Source organism: Pseudoalteromonas sp. S3431 (assembly GCF_000690035.1).
Taxonomy (GTDB): domain Bacteria; phylum Pseudomonadota; class Gammaproteobacteria; order Enterobacterales; family Alteromonadaceae; genus Pseudoalteromonas; species Pseudoalteromonas fuliginea.
In genome coordinates this window covers 1-16,799 of sequence record NZ_JJNY01000105.1, presented here as the reverse complement: position 1 = coordinate 16,799, position 16,799 = coordinate 1, and the positions used below count along the sequence as shown (strand labels likewise).

Annotated in this window: 14 protein-coding genes; 4 read left to right on the top strand and 10 right to left on the bottom strand. The window is 39.3% G+C overall.

Translation table 11 applies throughout. The features are described 5' to 3' along the window. The first annotated feature begins 136 nt into the window (after window positions 1–136). The 3 genes from DO88_RS01350 (at window position 137) to DO88_RS01360 (ending at window position 4,659) form a co-directional block, all read left to right on the top strand. Window positions 137–2,968, top strand: coding sequence for a TonB-dependent receptor (locus DO88_RS01350; RefSeq protein ID WP_007378517.1), 2,832 nt, complete (start codon window positions 137–139; stop codon window positions 2,966–2,968). Window positions 2,969–3,118: 150 nt separating this feature from the next. Next, entirely contained in the window at window positions 3,119–3,856 is a 738-nt protein-coding gene (locus DO88_RS01355; RefSeq protein ID WP_007378518.1) for a FadR/GntR family transcriptional regulator, read from the top strand. Between the two features lie 68 nt (window positions 3,857–3,924). Further along, the gene (locus DO88_RS01360; protein WP_033023829.1) at window positions 3,925–4,659 is read left to right on the top strand and encodes a FadR/GntR family transcriptional regulator; all 735 of its coding nucleotides are present in this window, start codon (window positions 3,925–3,927) and stop codon (window positions 4,657–4,659) included. A gap of 97 nt (window positions 4,660–4,756) precedes the next feature. On the opposite strand, the gene DO88_RS01365 is transcribed toward DO88_RS01360, so the two are convergent. The 10 genes from DO88_RS01365 to DO88_RS01410 all read right to left on the bottom strand — a co-directional run bounded on the left by DO88_RS01365 (window position 4,757) and on the right by DO88_RS01410 (window position 16,161). Continuing rightward, entirely contained in the window at window positions 4,757–5,377 is a 621-nt protein-coding gene (locus tag DO88_RS01365; RefSeq protein ID WP_033030421.1) for a 2-dehydro-3-deoxy-6-phosphogalactonate aldolase, read from the bottom strand. Next, window positions 5,368–6,375: a 2-dehydro-3-deoxygalactonokinase gene (locus DO88_RS01370; protein ID WP_007378521.1), complete on the bottom strand. Its 1,008-nt coding sequence runs from the start codon at window positions 6,373–6,375 to the stop codon at window positions 5,368–5,370. Before DO88_RS01370 ends, DO88_RS01365 begins: the two co-directional genes overlap by 10 nt. Before the next feature lie 18 nt (window positions 6,376–6,393). After that, entirely contained in the window at window positions 6,394–7,557 is a 1,164-nt protein-coding gene (locus tag DO88_RS01375; RefSeq protein WP_007378522.1) for a mandelate racemase/muconate lactonizing enzyme family protein, read from the bottom strand. A gap of 10 nt (window positions 7,558–7,567) precedes the next feature. Beyond that, window positions 7,568–8,995, bottom strand: a complete 1,428-nt coding sequence (locus DO88_RS01380; RefSeq protein WP_033030423.1) for an NAD-dependent succinate-semialdehyde dehydrogenase — start codon at window positions 8,993–8,995, stop codon at window positions 7,568–7,570. 122 nt (window positions 8,996–9,117) lie between these two features. Beyond that, entirely contained in the window at window positions 9,118–10,056 is a 939-nt protein-coding gene (locus tag DO88_RS01385; protein ID WP_131649259.1) for a hypothetical protein, read from the bottom strand. Between the two features lie 46 nt (window positions 10,057–10,102). Continuing rightward, on the bottom strand, window positions 10,103–10,882 hold the full coding sequence (locus DO88_RS01390) for an SDR family NAD(P)-dependent oxidoreductase (RefSeq protein WP_007378525.1): 780 nt from the start codon (window positions 10,880–10,882) through the stop codon (window positions 10,103–10,105). 11 nt (window positions 10,883–10,893) lie between these two features. Next, a complete protein-coding gene (locus tag DO88_RS01395) occupies window positions 10,894–12,465 on the bottom strand; it encodes a sugar porter family MFS transporter (protein ID WP_045984436.1) in 1,572 nt (523 codons plus the stop codon). Between the two features lie 199 nt (window positions 12,466–12,664). Further along, window positions 12,665–13,540 (bottom strand): SMP-30/gluconolactonase/LRE family protein, encoded by an 876-nt coding sequence (locus tag DO88_RS01400; RefSeq protein WP_033030427.1) that lies wholly within the window; start codon window positions 13,538–13,540, stop codon window positions 12,665–12,667. A gap of 16 nt (window positions 13,541–13,556) precedes the next feature. Beyond that, on the bottom strand, window positions 13,557–14,720 hold the full coding sequence (locus DO88_RS01405) for a mandelate racemase/muconate lactonizing enzyme family protein (RefSeq protein ID WP_007378528.1): 1,164 nt from the start codon (window positions 14,718–14,720) through the stop codon (window positions 13,557–13,559). A gap of 19 nt (window positions 14,721–14,739) precedes the next feature. After that, window positions 14,740–16,161 carry a sulfatase gene (locus tag DO88_RS01410; protein ID WP_007378529.1) on the bottom strand — a complete coding sequence of 474 codons (1,422 nt, stop codon included), beginning with the start codon at window positions 16,159–16,161 and terminating at the stop codon, window positions 14,740–14,742. Window positions 16,162–16,505: 344 nt separating this feature from the next. On the opposite strand from DO88_RS01410, the gene DO88_RS0118450 reads away from it, so the two are divergent. Beyond that, a partial coding sequence (locus tag DO88_RS0118450; RefSeq protein WP_033040934.1) for a multiheme c-type cytochrome occupies window positions 16,506–16,799 on the top strand: 294 nt, incomplete at its 3' end.

The window sequence follows — 16,799 nt, the reverse complement described above, 5'->3', positions numbered from 1 at the left end:
ATTTAACTTGACGCCAATACATGTGATGTTTAGATTCGTATGACGTAACATTGCTTTAAGTTTATTTATCAAATATACGGGGTCATTAGTAAATACCTTTAATCTGACACAACTACACACCAATATGGAGATCACTATGTATCATAAGAAAAAGATTGTGCTTGCTATTTTAGCTACCCTTTCAAGTTGCTCTTTTGCACAAGCGGCTACACAAAGCGAAGGTAAAGGTGACACTGAAATAATTGTAGTTACGGGCGTTCGCTCAAGTTTAGAGGCCGCGTCCTCATTAAAACGTTACAGCGATAGTGTTCAAGATAGTATTGTTGCTGAAGATATTGGTAAGTTTCCAGATCAAAACGTTGCCGAATCCTTGCAGCGTATTCCAGGTGTTTCAATTAACCGTGTAAATGGTGAGGGCTCAAAAATAACAGTTCGTGGTTTCGGCCCAGAATTTAACGTTGTTACTTTAAACGGACGTACATTAGCAACCTCTGAAATTGGTCGCTCATTTGATTTTCAAGTATTAGCAGCAGAGCTAATTTCGGGGGCTGATGTAGTTAAGTCTCCCACCGCTAAAACGCCTGAAGGCAGTATTGGTGCTTATGTTAACGTTAAAACAGCACGCCCTTTAGATAATCCAGGATTGCATGTGCTGGGCTCTATAAACGCTAAATACAGTGAGCTTTCTGGCGAAACAAGCCCTGAATACTCTGCATTATTTAGCAATACGTTTGCTGATGAAACATTCGGGTTTAATATTGCTCTTTCGCAACAAAAAAGTGATAACCGATACGATTCAATGGGTACAACTCGCTGGTTATTACTTAATAATGAGCCAGGTGTTATTGAAGGCGACATTCATAATTTAGATGGAAATGTGGTGACGCCGAGCATGCTTCGCCATGCAGGTCGAATTGAGTACGCATTAGGACAAGAGCATCGCGAACGTATTGGTATTAATACCAGTTTTCAGTGGGCACCAGATTCAAGTTTCACTAATACATTTGATTACATGTATACCGACCTCTCGGTAGAAACTCAAACTCAAGGTTTACAAGCCGGTTTACAATATCCTAATTGGCGAAATGTGGTCGTGTCAGACAAGGGTACAATTTTATCAGGCACTAAGTTTTCGGGAAGAACACTGGGCGGAACCGGTGACAATGTAGATTTTAGAATTGATGGTTTATTTCAAGAGCTTGAATCAAAATCAAAAACACAGGCGTTTGGATTTAATTCTGTAAAAGAGTTTGATGTATTAACGCTTGAGTTTGATATAAGCCATTCAACATCTAAATCAACGCCGCGAAATGACTTATTAGTTCCTAATTATATCTCACCTGAGCGAAACGACAGTTTAGATTTTGATTTTAGAAACACTGATACCGTTAATTTAGACACAACCATTGATTATGCTTCGCCGACAAGCGTAAGAGCACATTGGAATCAAGTTTCACATTACGAATTGCAAGACACGATTACGGAGCTACAAACAAAAGGGAAATACCTACTCGACTTAGAGTTCACTAAAAGCCTAACCTTAGATTCAATCGATTTTGGTATTGCGTATTCAGATCGTGAAAAAATAAGAGATCGCTTTGAAACATTCCATGAAGATAACTGTGGCTTAGTAGCACCCGATGCCGATATTTGTGGCGAACTTAGAGACATGCCTGATGACATATTTTCAGCAAGTCCCTATTCAGATTTTTTAAGCAGTGAGCCGGGTAATTTTCCGCGTGACTTTTTGTTTGCTGATATAAATAAATACCATAGCGCTATTCGTGATATGACCAAAAACCCAAATTGGCCAAACGAGCAATATAACGAAATTGCATCATCAAGTGTGAAAGAAGAGAAAATAAGTGCTTATTCGCAGTTGAACCTAAGCGGCTTAATTAGTGATTACGATTGGCGCGGTAATGTAGGAGTTCGTTACGTAAAAACTGATACAAGTTCAAGTGGTTACGGTAAACGACGTTTAGGTTATACCGGTGAACTTGATAATGGCCAACCTTTACTAGTAGTTGATTACACAGACCCAGGAAGCCTTAAAGCAAAAAATAGTTACACTAACTGGTTACCTAGTGTTAATTTTAGTATTAATTTAAGTGATAATTTATTGGTAAGAGCCGCAGCTGCTAAAGTAATGTCGCGCCCTGCCATTGACGACATTGGTGTACAAACAACGTATACAGATATGCAAGCAGGTAGCTTTTCTCAAACAGGTGGCAATCCTTATTTAGCACCCTATAAGGCTGATCAATACGATTTATCTTTTGAATATTATAGTGATAGCGGCGATGCTTACGCAGTTAACTTTTTCAAAAAGGATATATCTAGCACAATTGCACAAATAACTTATTTAGATAATACACCCGACATTTGGGATGGGTCGCAATATATTGATTCATCAGTAAGTATTGATGGATACGGCAATGTAAACGAAACCATTAATACGAAGCAAAACCAATCAGGCGGCTCAATTAGTGGGGTAGAACTTGCTGTACAACATAACATGGATTATTTACCGAGCTTTTTAAATGGCTTAGGTGTGCAAGCAAACTATACATGGGCTGATACAACAAATAAAAACACACAAAAAATAGAGCTTCCAGGTGTCACCGACCCTGGTGATAAATTGGAGGGATTTGCCGAAAACTCTTATAACATTGTTGCCTACTACGATAAAAATGCATTTCAAGCGCGTTTAGCCTACAACTGGCGAGATGACTTTTTAAGTAGCCGAGCAGGTATACGCAGTGGTGGATTACCAGAGCATACTGCAGCCTATGGTCAGCTCGACTTTAGTATGTCTTATGTGGTTAACGATAACTTTACGCTTACGGGCGAAGCAATAAATATAACTGATGAACGTACCTACCAATATGCCGATGTAAAAGAGCGTGTAATTAATACCCAATATACTGGTCCGCGCTACCGTATAGGTTTACGCGCTAAGTTTTAACGCTTTATTGCAGTAACCCAAATTGTTATAAAGATCGCTCATCAGCGATCTTTATTATATTCCCACTATGCAACGTTTAAAATTAGTTACCCCCCCTATTTTGTACACATTACATTGACCAGCCAAACATAATATGTTTATATTGAAGGTATGAGCGAACTTATATATTACGACCTAAAACAAACATCAGGAATGGCAGCGAGCCTTTCTGTTCAAGTGGCTAAAGAAATTGGCAGACGCATTGTGTCTGGATCATTTGAAGCCGGCAGTTTAATTGATGATGAAGATGCACTCGCTAAACGCTACCAAGTAAGCCGTGTGGTAGTACGCGATGCGGTAAAAATCTTAGTAAGCAAAGGTCTACTTGATGTACGCAGAGGTATTGGCACGCGTGTACTACCTCGAGATAGATGGAACATGCTGGACGATGACGTATTAGCATGGCATTTGTCAGCACCACCTAATCGTAAGTTTTTAGAGCAATTAATGGATGTTCGTTTGGCTTTTGAACCAAAAGCTGCTCGCTGGGCTGCAGAACGCGCACGTCCCGAAGATTTAATTGAAATTGCAGCTGCATGCGATCGCATGGCTGAAACAGATAATAGCGCAGAAGATTTTATTATTGCTGACTCTTTATTTCATAAAGCCATTATAAAAGCAGCTCAAAATAGCTTTTTAGCCTCAATGGAAGGCGTTATTTATTCTGCACTTTTAGTCAGTATTAAAGTAACAAATAAAGACCCCCGCGATAACGGTGCATCCATTCCATTTCATCGTGAAGTCTACGAAGCAATTGCTGCAAAAGATGCCGATAAAGCCGAATTACTCACCGAAAAACTCCTCAAAGATGCCAGCTTTCGTCTTTCTGCTACAGTAAATAGCAAATAGCCATTGTTTATTGTCGCAAATTCGTATAAATAGTATGTATAAATAAATAATACGGACACTAAGATACTATGAGCGAATTAACGTACTACGATCTAAGACGCAGCAGCGCCATGTCACCCAGCTTACCGGTGCAGGTAGCTAAAGAATTAGGCCGTAGAATTGTTGCTGGCACATATACTCCTGGCTCGCTAATTGATGATGAAAACCGTTTAGCTGAACGCTTTCAAGTAAGTCGAGTTGTTGTTCGTGATGCAGTAAAAATTCTTGTCGGTAAAGGACTTTTAGATGTCCGCCGAGGCATTGGCACTCGTGTAAAAACGCGTGATAACTGGGCTTTACTTGACGATGATGTTCTTGCATGGCATTTAAGCGCCCCACTTAACCCCGAGTTTTTAACTCAATTAATGGAATTTCGATTAGCATTTGAACCAAAAGCAGCCAGTGTAGCAGCCCAACGCGCAAAGCCTGAGGATATTAAAGCAATTGAAAATGCATTAAATGAAATGCAAAGTTCGGTAAGCGATTTAGATAAATTTGTTATTGCTGATGCACATTTTCATGGCGCTATTTTACGGGCTTCTCATAATGAATTATTCATTTCGATGGAATGCGTTATTTTTTCAGCGTTACTTGTCAGTATTAAAGTAACGAACCAAAGTGCACAAAGTAATCATGCTTCAATTCCATTTCACAGAGAAGTATTTGATGCTATTGCTACGGGTAATAGTGAAAAAGCTCAAGCCCTTACCGAAAAGCTTTTAGCTGATGCTAAAGCCAATTTAGCTAAGTTAATGGATATTTAATTTATTCTAAATAGCACCGCTAGCTCATCATTTAAAGTGAGAGGAATGATGAGCTAGCGATGCAAACACAACAACGTTTTTTATAAATTCAAATTAACTAAAGGTAATATGCAGCGTACTTTTTAGCATTAGCCGTAAACTCTTCTAAACCCATTCCTACTTTATATAAACCACTCCCTAAACCAAACCCTGATGCGCCTGCATCAACAAACTCATCTTGATTCTGAGGCGACACGCCACCGACAGGATAAATATCAATATTGGAAAGTACTGTGGTAATCGCTTTTAAACCTTTTGGACCTGCGGTATCTGCCGGAAAAAATTTAAGTGCGTCTGCACCAGCATGAAGTGCGGCAAAGCCTTCAGTCGGTGTATAAAATCCTGGTACGCAATACAGTCCTTTTAATTTACTAAAACGGATTAGCTCTACATCGCTATGCGGCGATATAATAATACGGCCACCCGCTTTAATTACTTGATTAACTTCGTCTTTGGTAACAACCGTACCTGCGCCAATAATGGCTATATCTGCGTACTTATCACTTAATAGCTTAATACTTTTAAATGCATCAGGAGAATTAAGTGGCACTTCAATTACGCGGTAGCCAATATCAATAAGTACCTCTGCATAATCAAGCACTTCGATTGGAGTAATACCTCGTAAAATAGCAACCAGTGGTAATTGTTTCATAGCGTGAGTTAACGAAATTAATGACATAATTGAGATTCCTTTTCAGTGACTAAACCCGCATTTATAGCAAGCGTAAACATGCCTTTAGTTGATGCTGTTGCACTGCTTAAAATAGAAGAAGTAAAGCCAAGTTCTTTTAACGCTTCACAATAGAGAGTGTTCAAGCTCGAGTTACCAATCAAATAAACATGCTTAATGTCATTTAACTTACTTCTAATACCCGCGAGCTCAGCGCCAATAAGTAAACCAGATATGTAACTTGGGACGTTTTGTAGCGCTAATTGTTTATCTAACTTCAAAGTACGCGCACTAAATAATGCACTTAATAAACTGCTTTGAACCTGACTAACCCCAACGCCTTTTAAAAAGCTGGGCATGTCTGTTTGAGTGCTAACTAGTGACTCTAACCCTTCACCTAAAATGCTTTGTTTAGTCAATAAATCAAACATTTCACCGGTCATGAAGGTGGTAAGGCTGGTGATTACTGTTTTATTTTGAGTATCTTTAGCAACTTCTACCCATTTAGAGTGTGTGCCTGGTAAGCAAAACATAGTCTCACCCAAGGTTTGATTACTTAGCTCACCCGCTGTTTGCTCTACATCTAAAACGGCGCCAAATACTTGTACTTCTTCACCACGCATTACATCACATACGTTATTTTCCATAACGTATTTAATACCCGGCACAATGCTAATTCGTAGATCTGCTTTATTATTTGCTTTGCAAAGGCTTACGCTCATACTGTCAAGGTTGGCTGGCGTATTTACATAGCCTGTATCTTGCCAACCAATTGCGCCGCCTACCATTCCAGCCATAATAATCGGCATTTTATATTCTAATAACCAATCTGATATATAGCTAAGTAATACGGTTTCTAAACAACCATTTTTAATCGAAAGTACGCCCTGCTCACCATTGACAGTATCTAAAATCATGCCTTTGTTATCGACTAAGAAAGCTCTAAAGTTGGAGCTTCCCCAGTCAACAATAATTAATGCTGGTAAGTTGCTTTTGTTATTACTCATGAACTCTGCCCTTAATTATTAAATTGATACTTCGTAATGTTTAATAAAATCAAGATCAGGCTCAATACCAAGGCCTGGACCTTGTGGTAGCGCAACAGTTCCGTTGTTATTTTTAACTTGCTCGTTAATGTTTAGAGACTCTTGCAATAGCTGCTCCCTAAATAAGTTTGGCGTTGTATCGTACTCAAGCATAGGCTGTACTGGGTGTGCAGCACCAGGTAAATCAGGTAATGCAGCCAATAAATGTAGGTTAGTGCCAACCGCAATAGCCGAACCCCACACATGGTTTATAACAGGAACAAAATGCGCGTGCGCCATCGCTAATACTTTTTGATACTCGGTAATACCACCTAGTGCACATACTTCTGGTTGCAATAAATCGACGCAGCGGTTTTTAATTAAATCTCTAAAGCCCCAACGAGTAAATTCAGCTTCGCCACCAGCAATGCTCATATCAAGTGCTTCACATAAATCGCGGTAGCCTTGATGATCCTCTGGTGCGACCGGTTCTTCGAACCAGTACACGCCTAAATTTTGCAGCTCTCGACCTAGCGGAATAGCTTCGCGCGCGGTGTATGCATGGTTAGCGTCAACCATTAGCCGCATATCGCGACCAATGCCTTTTCGCACAGCTTCAACAAGCTTTATATCGCGATCTGGTGAAAGGCCTATTTTCATTTTCATTGCCGTAAAGCCCATTTCTTTAATACGTTGGCTTTCTTCGGTAAAGCGTTCTTCTAGGTTAGGAAACTTTTGTAACATCATGCCGTACCCATAAGCAGGAATTCGGTCTCTAAAAGCCCCCCCTAACAACTTATAAACGGGTTGATCTAAAAATTTACCTGCAATGTCCCACAAAGCAATATCTACACCAGATAAAGATTGAATAGGCATACCTTTTTGACCATGATCGCGCAGTAAGTTATAAACTTTATGCCAAATTACTTCTCTGTCGAGTGGGTCCATTCCCAAAATCATGGGTTGAATAACATGCTCAACAATGGTTTTATTAGCAAATGCCACGCCACCACCGCCAAAACATTCGCCCCAACCTGTAATACCTATGTCGGTACGAACTTCAACTAAATGCGCAGTGCGTTTAGCGTAATATTGCTGCGAATAACCAAGTTCTTCGTCTAGGTCATATTGTAAAACGTGGCTAATAATTTGAGTGATTTTCATTGTCTGTTCCTTAAACCTTTAACGCACGTGAAACACGCTTATAGACAAGATAATCATCTAAAGCTAATAACGAGCAATCAGCCCCAACACCCGATTGTTTAATGCCAAAGTGCGGTAAATTAATACTGTATTTAATACCGTTTACTTGTACTTCGCCAAAACGTAAATGCTTTGCAAAGTGAGATATTGTGTCTTCGTTGCTGCTAAAAATAAATGAGCTCAAACCAGCATCGGTGTCGTTCGCATCTTTAAGTACCTGTTCTTCATCGCTAAATGTAACAATGCTAATAACCGGGCCAAATATTTCTTCTTTATAAATTTTCATGTTCGAGTCAATATTGGTAAGCACCGTTGGCTCGTAAAAATAGCCAATAACACCTGCGGGCTTTTTACCACCACACTGTAATTTAGCGCCATTTTGCTGTGCACCTTTGACAAGATCATCAATACGCTGCCATGAGTTAGCATCCATAACCGGGCCCATATCAATAGCATCATTTTTATCAAAACCAACTTTTACTGCTTTTGCACGAGTAAGTACTTTTTCAATAAATTCGTCTGCAACGCTTTCGTGTACAAATACACGATTTGGAGTAACACAAATTTGCCCTGCGTTGGCAAACTTAACGCCACAAATTACATCGGCTGCGTTATCTAAATTTGCATCGCTGCATACAATGGCAGGCGCATTACCACCAAGTTCCATTGAATAACGCTTGATTGACGTAGCACCGGTTGCAATTACATGTTTACCCACATTTGTAGAACCAATTAAAGTAAGTACAGAGGGGATAGTTGATGCTGAAATAGCATCGCCTACGGTGCTATCCGTGCCCGAAAGTATATTAACCACACCAGCTGGCAATCCGATTTGTTCACATAATTCGCCTACTGCATAAGCAGACAAAGGCGTTTTACTTGACGGCTTTACTACAAGCGGACAGCCCGCAGCCATGGCCGGCCCTAATTTATAAGCTAAGTTTAATAATGGAAAGTTCCATGCTAAAAATGCTGCAGCCACACCAACAGGTTCACGCGAAAGAACGTGGCTGTGCGTACCTTCATTATCTGTTAATTCTTCATCGGCGATATTAACAATGGCATCAGCGTAAAAATTAAGGCTATCAACTAACATTTGAAAGTCGTCAACTGTTGACTGCCATGGTTTTGCCATTTCTAAATGCACACATTCACGTAAATGTTGCTCGTTTGCAATTACCGCATCACGCAGTTTAAGCATCCATTGAGCACGCTCTGTTGCAGGCGTTGTAGACCAACTTAAAAATGCTTCTTGCGCAGACTCTAAGGCCATGTTTGCCTCATCAATACCTGCAGCCGAAATTTCGCCTACAACTTCGAGTGTTGCAGGATTAATAATTTCAGTCGTTGCGTCACTCGTTATTAATTTTCCACCAATATACAATTGTTTAGAAAGCATTCTGTCGCTCCATTATTATCTACAACACCCTAAGGGCTAAATGATTAAAGTAAGACACTTGGCCTCAATACATAATAACTATTTAAACATATGATGTTTGATTGAGCAAACACAAAATACATTTAATTAACAAAAAAACTCATATGCCAAGATTTATGAGCATTGCCTCTAATTAAGCCCTCCTCTTCACTCGCCATGGCTTTGTGTAAAGAATCGTTATTGCCTATGCAAGGTTCTATCCCAAGCACAAAAGGTGGAAGATGCTCATTGGCAGACCAACCATTGTAATTAAACCAAAGCCCTAAATGACTTATGCTTGCTGATGAAAATTCAAACCCGCAGCTTTGCCGGGCTTTATCATCAACCAGTTTTACAATTATATTTTGATCTTTATGAGTGCCCGTATTTAAGTGTTTGCTAAAAACCTTACTTGCAAAACCACTGTTATACGGCATGACTTTGCTTAGCGGCGGGACTCTAGTTGAGCACTCATTCCAGTCAACAAACACACTATTAACGTTATAAAAACGACTAAGCCCTTCATCAACTTTAAACTCCATCTGTTTGTTATTTATTAAAATACGCATCTCTGGCTTTATGGCAAAAATAGGATGCGCTGACCAAATAAAAGGGAGATTATGAGTTGTGTTATTTTTTACGTGGTAATCAACAAGCAGCCGCTTATTGTGTTTTTTCAAAGTAAACGTTCTTATAAATGTAAAAGTAGAGTCAAAAACCTCAGCTTGTAAACTAAGTATTATTTCTTCATCGCTGATATGGGTATTCGTTATCTGCCATGACTGGCACCACAACTCCCCATGATCATGTGAAAAATGCGCTTTATCGGGGATATAATCATACAATTGAGGAGAAATACTCGGAAAACATTCATCCCAGCCACCACTATCATGCTCAGAAAAATCATTGTTTTTTGAAGGTTTTAAAGTAATTTGTTTATCGTGTGCAAGCCACTCTCTATTGTGATTTAAACTCACAATAGAGATGACTTTTGCACCCAACTGAGGAATGACTGTGATAGCAAGCTCACTATTTTTTAGCAAAATAGCCTCAAACCCATGAGCTTTACAGTGTGTTAAATTAAGCACTTTAATCGTGATAAATTACAGAACGGCCACCATCAATAATTAAGCTTTGCCCTGTCATAAAACTCGAATCTGAACTGGCTAAAAATACGGCTGGATAAGCGATTTCTTCAGTTGTTCCATTTCGTTTTAAAGGATGTACATCGCCCATTGCTTTGCGTGAAGCTTGCGGATCGTCTGTTTGCTCCCACGACTTAAACGCCATAGGTGTTTCTATCATGCCTGGGCAAAGTGCGTTTACTCGTATGTTGTGCTTTGCGTATTCAACGGCCAAGTTTTTAGTTAACCCTATAACCGCATGCTTAGTTACCGCATATGGAAAATATCCCGGTACAATTTTATAAGAATGTACTGAACCTACATTTATAATACTGCCACGGCCTAAGTCTTTCATATGCTCAAGTACAGCTACAGCACACTGCCACATACCTTCAACATTAACCGCAAAGCTATCCCGCCACATTTGTGGAGTAACGTCATCTACGTTGCGCCCGGGGCTAATTAAAGCCGCGTTATTAACTAAAATACTGGGCTTGCCGAGTTCATTAACTACTTTTTCAACCATGCTTTTTATAGCCGTTTCATCACTAATATCGGTATGAGCAAAAATAGCATCAAAACCTTTGCTTTTTAGCTCTGCTACAACACTTTCACCCATTTCTTTATTTATATCAGCAACACACACTTTAGCACCTTGCTCACAAAATACGCGTGCAACTGTTTTACCAATACCATCGGCTGCGCCAGTGACAATAGCAACTTCGTTTAATAATCGTGATGACATAGTCATATTCCTTATTTATTGAACCCAGGGACCAAATCGCGTTCAATGGCCTCAATAGACTTGCCCTTAGTTTCGGGAAGTATGAATGCCATAACAATACAGCCTACAATAGCGACGCCTCCGTAATATAAAAACGTGTTTGCTGCGCCCATGTTCTCTAATTGCCAAGGGAAAAACTGCTGAATACTCCAGCTAGAAATACTCTGTACTAAGGCAGCAAATGGTAGCGCAACGCTGCGTACTCGGCTTGAAAATATCTCCGAAAATATCACCCACATTATTGGCCCTATCGACATATTAAAAGCCGCTAAAAATGCAAATAGTCCAAATAAAACATACGCAGGACTAATATTTATAGAAGCATTAATAATTGCACCCGTAACAACTGGTAGCTCTTTTTTACTGTAAATAGTGGCAAGATCTGCTTTTAGAGCAACATCGGTGCTGTATATTTTATTTTCGAAAACGTGCAGCTTTGTAATATCTACTTTTTGCTCTGCAACTTTGGTTATTGCTTCACTGTTAAGTGAGTACGTGGCATTTTCAAAGCCATACCAAATTGATACATGCGCAACAGCAATAAGCAGTAAACCGGTAATCGTTAATGTTCTTCTGCCGAGTTTTTCAACAAAAAATATGGCGACCAATGTAAATAATACAGATACCGCACCAAGTACTATTGTTTGCAAGAATGAGTTTTCGACGCTCATACCTATTTGTTCAAATACCGTAGGTGCATAAAACAATACCGCGTTCATGCCGGTTGCGCCCTGCACTACTGCGTAACATACAGCAAGTAATACAACAAAACGCATAGGCTTACTAAACAAGACTTTAAGTTGTTCAAGCGCACTGTTTTTTGAATCTTCTTGAATGGTTGCTTTAATATCATTAAGTACTACTTCGGTATCGTTGTTATTGATTCCCATACCTTTGAATACGGCGCGTGCTTCTTCATCACGTTTTTTGCTTATTAACCAGCGCGGAGATTCAGGAATCGTCATTAATAACGAAAACCAAATAATATTAGGCACAATTTCAAAGCCAAGCATATAACGCCAAATATTGGCTTCATTTAACCATTCAATTGAGCCCATGTTTTTAACAAAAAAGTAATTAACAACAAACGCAAATAAACTACCTAATGTTATAAGCAACTGATTAACTGATACAAATTGGCCTCGTTTATTAGCGGGTGCAATTTCACCAATATACATGGCTGAGACAGTTATAGAGGCAAATGCGACCCCTCCTATAAAACGCCCAACAACCAGCATGGGGTAACTTACTGCAAAAGCAGAAATAACCGTAGAGAGTGAATACGTTAAAGCAATGCCAATAAGTACCTTTTTACGACCAAATTTTTGACATAAAGTACCTGTAAAAAACAGTGCGATGATTACGCCAACAATGGCGCAACCAACAACATTACCTGTTTCCAAACTGGTTAGCTCAAACTGCGAGCTAACATAGCGTAATGCTCCGGATATATTGGCCGCGTCTAGGCCAAATACAAACCCGCCAAATGCTGCAATGAGGGAGTACTTAATCGCTTTTGTTGATTGTGTGTGTGTGTCTTTCAATGTATTACCCTTAGTTTATTTTTATACTTTTATTGTGTTGGTAATGAGTGATCTACAACATATAAAAGAATAACATTGATAGAATTAGTAAAAACAATATAAACATATGATGTTTATCTGTGCAATGTGTTTTCCTCTCACATCTAATTAATGTAAGAGGAAAAAACACAAAATTAATATTTAAAGTAAATACTTAAAATTAAAAGCCGTCTATTTTAACGCAAGGCTCAAACACGCCTTTTACCGCATTTTTAAATGCAAGCGTAGTGCCGTGAGGTATAGCATCAAATGGGGTATCTTCTAGGCCACATTGTGCTGACGTTACGTAAAGTGTTGTACCGTCATCGCCAAACGCTGGGCAGGTAGGGCGAGGTGTTTGAGTCGCTAAGCTTTCAATTACCTTTGCTTCGGGCGATATGCAATCTACACGCGCGCCATCCCAAAGTGCAATCCACATGTTGCCTTCGCTATCAATTACAGCCCCATCAGGTGATACAGCTGAACTTGAATAGTCAAAAAACAACACACTCTCCGCTATTGGCGAACCCGTAAGTGAGTCGACGTCAAATCGGTAAATTTTTTGCGTTTTTGAATCTGCGTAATAAGCTCTAGCACGCGACTTATCAAAACAAATACCGTTGGGTATCGTTAAATCACTAACAACCTGAGTAAGTACTCCGTTGTGAAAACGATATATAGCCCCTTCGTTTTCTTTAGCATCGCCATGCATTGTGCTTATCCAAAACCCACCCCACGGATCGGCACGTCCGTCGTTACTTCTGTTGTCAGGTTTATCTGCTTCAACACTGCACAAGAAAGTTTGCTTATGCGTACTGGTATTATAGGCACTTAGGCCTTTATCACTTGCTAGTAATAGGGTTTCATTGTTTACCAAAGCCAGAGCGGTAACCATATCATCTAAGCGTTGCTCAACTTTATGGTCGCCTTTTTTGCTGTACAAAATATGGTTTGGAAAATCAACCCAATAAAGCGTTTGTGTGATCGGGTGCCACAAAGGGCCCTCGCCGACAAAATTTAGTGTGTTATCAAAAACAGTCGCTGTAAGTGTATTCATTTAACTCTCTAACTAGTTACCAGTTGGTATGTGAACCATCACGCTTTGATAAATGCGGCGCTTCGGTTTCTACTGGGGTTGCCAATCTAAAGGCGGCTTCGTTCACTTCAACACCTAAACCTGGTACTTCAGGAATAGTAAATTTATTGCCTGTTAATACATGCTGCTTAGGAAAAAGAAGTGGATCATGGGCGCCAAATTCACTAAACGGACCTTGGTGTGTTTCCATTAAGCCTAAGTTTGGTAGTGCTGCTGCAAAGTGATTTGTTGCTGCTGTACACACGGGACCAAGCGGGTTGTGTGGCATAACATCTATATAATGTGCCTCAGCCCAACCAGCCACTTTCATTGCTTCTGTTAAGCCTCCAATGTTACACACATCCACACGTAAATACTGAGTAAGTCCCTGTTCTATATAAGGCTTAGCTGCCCATTTAGAGCTAAACTCTTCACCAATTGCAAAAGGAATATGCGTTAAAGTACGCAGTGTTTTATAGGCATCAGGAGATTCATGACGAATCGGTTCTTCAATAAAATCGAGTGTGTCGGGCTTTAAACGTTGGCAAAACGAAGCGGCCTCAGCCACGCTTAATCTGTGATGGTAATCAATACCGAGTGTAATATCAGGCCCCAGTACTTTTCGTAATTCATTTAAGCAACGCGCTGTTCGCGTTATAGATTCTTGTGGTTCAAAAAACTGTAAATCGTCAAAACGACTCGGTATGACTCTTATTGTTGTCCAGCCGAGCGCGATAAGCGCTTTTGCTTCTTTAACTAAATCGTCAAATTTATCAGGATCTGCTTCTGTATAACAACACGCAAAGCACGCTATGTGCTCGCGTTGTTTACCCCCTAACAACTGATAAACAGGCACTTGTAATGACTTACCTAAAATATCATAAAGTGCAATATCAATTGCCGAAATAGCAGCCGTAATTACACGGCCCCCTTCAAAATAATGACTACGATAAAGCTCTTGCCAAATACGGCCTATTTTACGCGGATCTTGCCCTTTTAAAAAACCCGAAAAGTGCTGTATTGCGCCAATAACTGCCTGCTCTCGATTTGATAAACCCGATTCGCCCCAGCCAACTATGCCACATTCGGTTACTACTTTTACTAATAGCTGATTACGTTTTCCTACGCAGCCTAAAAGCGCTTCAACGGATTCTATTTTCATTATTATTACCTATGCGTTATTAAGGTTGAGTTGCTGGTAAACGGTATTTATCCATGCGGTCTATATCATATTTTTCATATTTTCTTTTTAATAACCAGCGCGGGCGCTCTAACGTTAATTCCCATTCAAACAATGATTTAAACATAGTTTTAACACGTTCAGGATTTTTTGCTGCTAAATCTGTTTGTTCACTAATGTCAGAGCTTAGGTCGTATAGCTCTGCTGGTCTGTCTGGGTAACGAATGAGTTTCCAATCGTTATCGCGTATTACAGCTCTGTTTTCTTTTTTCCAGTACATCACTTTATGTGGGCGTGCTGTGTTTTCACCTTGAATATAAGGGAGTAAATCAACGCCATCAATATCACTACCTAACGCTTTACCTTTAGCTGCACTGTAAAAAGTAGGCAGTAAATCGAGTGTGCTTACTGGGTAGTCGTAAGTCGAACCTGGTTTAATATGCTTTGGCCAACTAATTAAAAATGGTACACGAATTCCCCCTTCTAACTGGTTTGATTTAGTACCTGCAAGTGGTGCATTATTTGATGCGTTTTTATCAGATGGGCCACCGTTGTCGTTTGAAAAAACTACAATAGTATTGTCATCTAAGCCTAGCTCTTTAAGTTTATCAAGTACGTAACCACTGGCTCTGTCTAGACCTAGGGTCATTGCAGCAAGTTCTTTACGTTTACCCGTTAAGTTTGGAAACTTAGCTAAATCTTTAGGATCTGATTCAAGCGGAGTATGTACTGCATTAAAAGCTAAGTAGATGAAAAATGGTTCGTCTTTGTTTTGTTCAATGTATTTAGCGGCTTCTTTACCTAACACATCGGTTAAGTACTCTTTTGGCTCTTCGTAATTACCAAAGTCGCGTTCTAATTTTTTATCAAAAAAATGTTTGTTTCCATTTTTCATTTCTTGTTCTGAATAGTTAAAGTAGCTTCTGTCGCCACCTCTAAAACCTAAAAAGGTATCAAAACCACGTTTTAAAGGATGAAATCTGTCGGCGTCACCTAAATGCCACTTACCAAATACCGCTGTTTTATAACCCTGCTCCTTAAGGTAATCGCCCATTGTTTTTTGATCTAATGGCAAGCCCATATCTGCACCTTTAAGTGCCGAGTTATCGCTCATAAAACCAGGTACATTAATTTCTTCGTAACCAAAACGTTGCTGGTACTTACCTGTCATTAAACCTGCGCGTGAAGGACCACAAGTAGAATCACTCACGTAACCTTGGGTAAAACGGACACCGCTTTGGGCGAGTTTATCTAAATTAGGTGTTTTAAGCTGCGTACTACCTTGAAAGCCAAAATCACCAAAACCTGCGTCATCAGCAAAAATTAAAACAATATTAGGTTTTTCTGTTTGTGCTTTTGCCATTGCATTAGCACTAACGCAAAAGCCTAAACATACAGAAAGAAGAACAAGTAGCTTATTCATCACAGTTTCCTATTTAATATAATAGTTAAGCACATAGCTAAAAAATATTAATTACACCATAGCTAACATATTGGTTATATTAGACTATTACGGCTAGTTAATTTTATGGTTGAGTTGTAAATAATGCGTTTATAAATCACAATATCGCTACACTAAACAAAACATAACAATATTGCAAACATATGATGTATGATATTTTAAAATTAATTTTTCAATTTCTCACTATTACTTAAGCCTAATAACAGTATCAGCTTAAAGGTAAAGCCCATTTATTAATTGCTTAGCTGCGGCCCGTTATTTAATTTTAAGTATGCATTCGTGTGCTATTAAAGGTGGATTCTAAAATGATAAATATAAAAAACAGCCTTTTTGTTGTTCTTTTTTTATGCAGCTGTTTTTCAACGATTGCAAACGATGAGTGCCAGTCTTGTCATCAACCACAAACCCGTGATTGGAAACAATCAGATCATGCAAGTTCAATGGCTTTAGCCAATAAAGATACAGTGCTTGGGGATTTTAATAATGTAACGACGACCCACTTTTCCCAAAAAGCCGTGTTTTATAAAGAAAAAGATGCCTTTTTAATTGATTTGACCGAGCAAGGCACTAAAAAAACTTACACCGTAAGTTATGTATTT

What these genes read in the sequence shown, in the direction of transcription:
- DO88_RS01350 (WP_007378517.1), top strand. Translation starts at nt 137, where the DNA reads ATGTATCATAAGAAAAAGATTGTGCTTGCTATTTTAGCTACCCTTTCA.
- DO88_RS01355 (WP_007378518.1), top strand. Translation starts at nt 3,119, where the DNA reads ATGAGCGAACTTATATATTACGACCTAAAACAAACATCAGGAATGGCA.
- DO88_RS01360 (WP_033023829.1), top strand. Translation starts at nt 3,925, where the DNA reads ATGAGCGAATTAACGTACTACGATCTAAGACGCAGCAGCGCCATGTCA.
- DO88_RS01365 (WP_033030421.1), bottom strand. Translation starts at nt 5,377, where the DNA reads ATGTCATTAATTTCGTTAACTCACGCTATGAAACAATTACCACTGGTT.
- DO88_RS01370 (WP_007378521.1), bottom strand. Translation starts at nt 6,375, where the DNA reads ATGAGTAATAACAAAAGCAACTTACCAGCATTAATTATTGTTGACTGG.
- DO88_RS01375 (WP_007378522.1), bottom strand. Translation starts at nt 7,557, where the DNA reads ATGAAAATCACTCAAATTATTAGCCACGTTTTACAATATGACCTAGAC.
- DO88_RS01380 (WP_033030423.1), bottom strand. Translation starts at nt 8,995, where the DNA reads ATGCTTTCTAAACAATTGTATATTGGTGGAAAATTAATAACGAGTGAC.
- DO88_RS01390 (WP_007378525.1), bottom strand. Translation starts at nt 10,882, where the DNA reads ATGTCATCACGATTATTAAACGAAGTTGCTATTGTCACTGGCGCAGCC.
- DO88_RS01400 (WP_033030427.1), bottom strand. Translation starts at nt 13,540, where the DNA reads ATGAATACACTTACAGCGACTGTTTTTGATAACACACTAAATTTTGTC.
- DO88_RS01405 (WP_007378528.1), bottom strand. Translation starts at nt 14,720, where the DNA reads ATGAAAATAGAATCCGTTGAAGCGCTTTTAGGCTGCGTAGGAAAACGT.
- DO88_RS01410 (WP_007378529.1), bottom strand. Translation starts at nt 16,161, where the DNA reads ATGAATAAGCTACTTGTTCTTCTTTCTGTATGTTTAGGCTTTTGCGTT.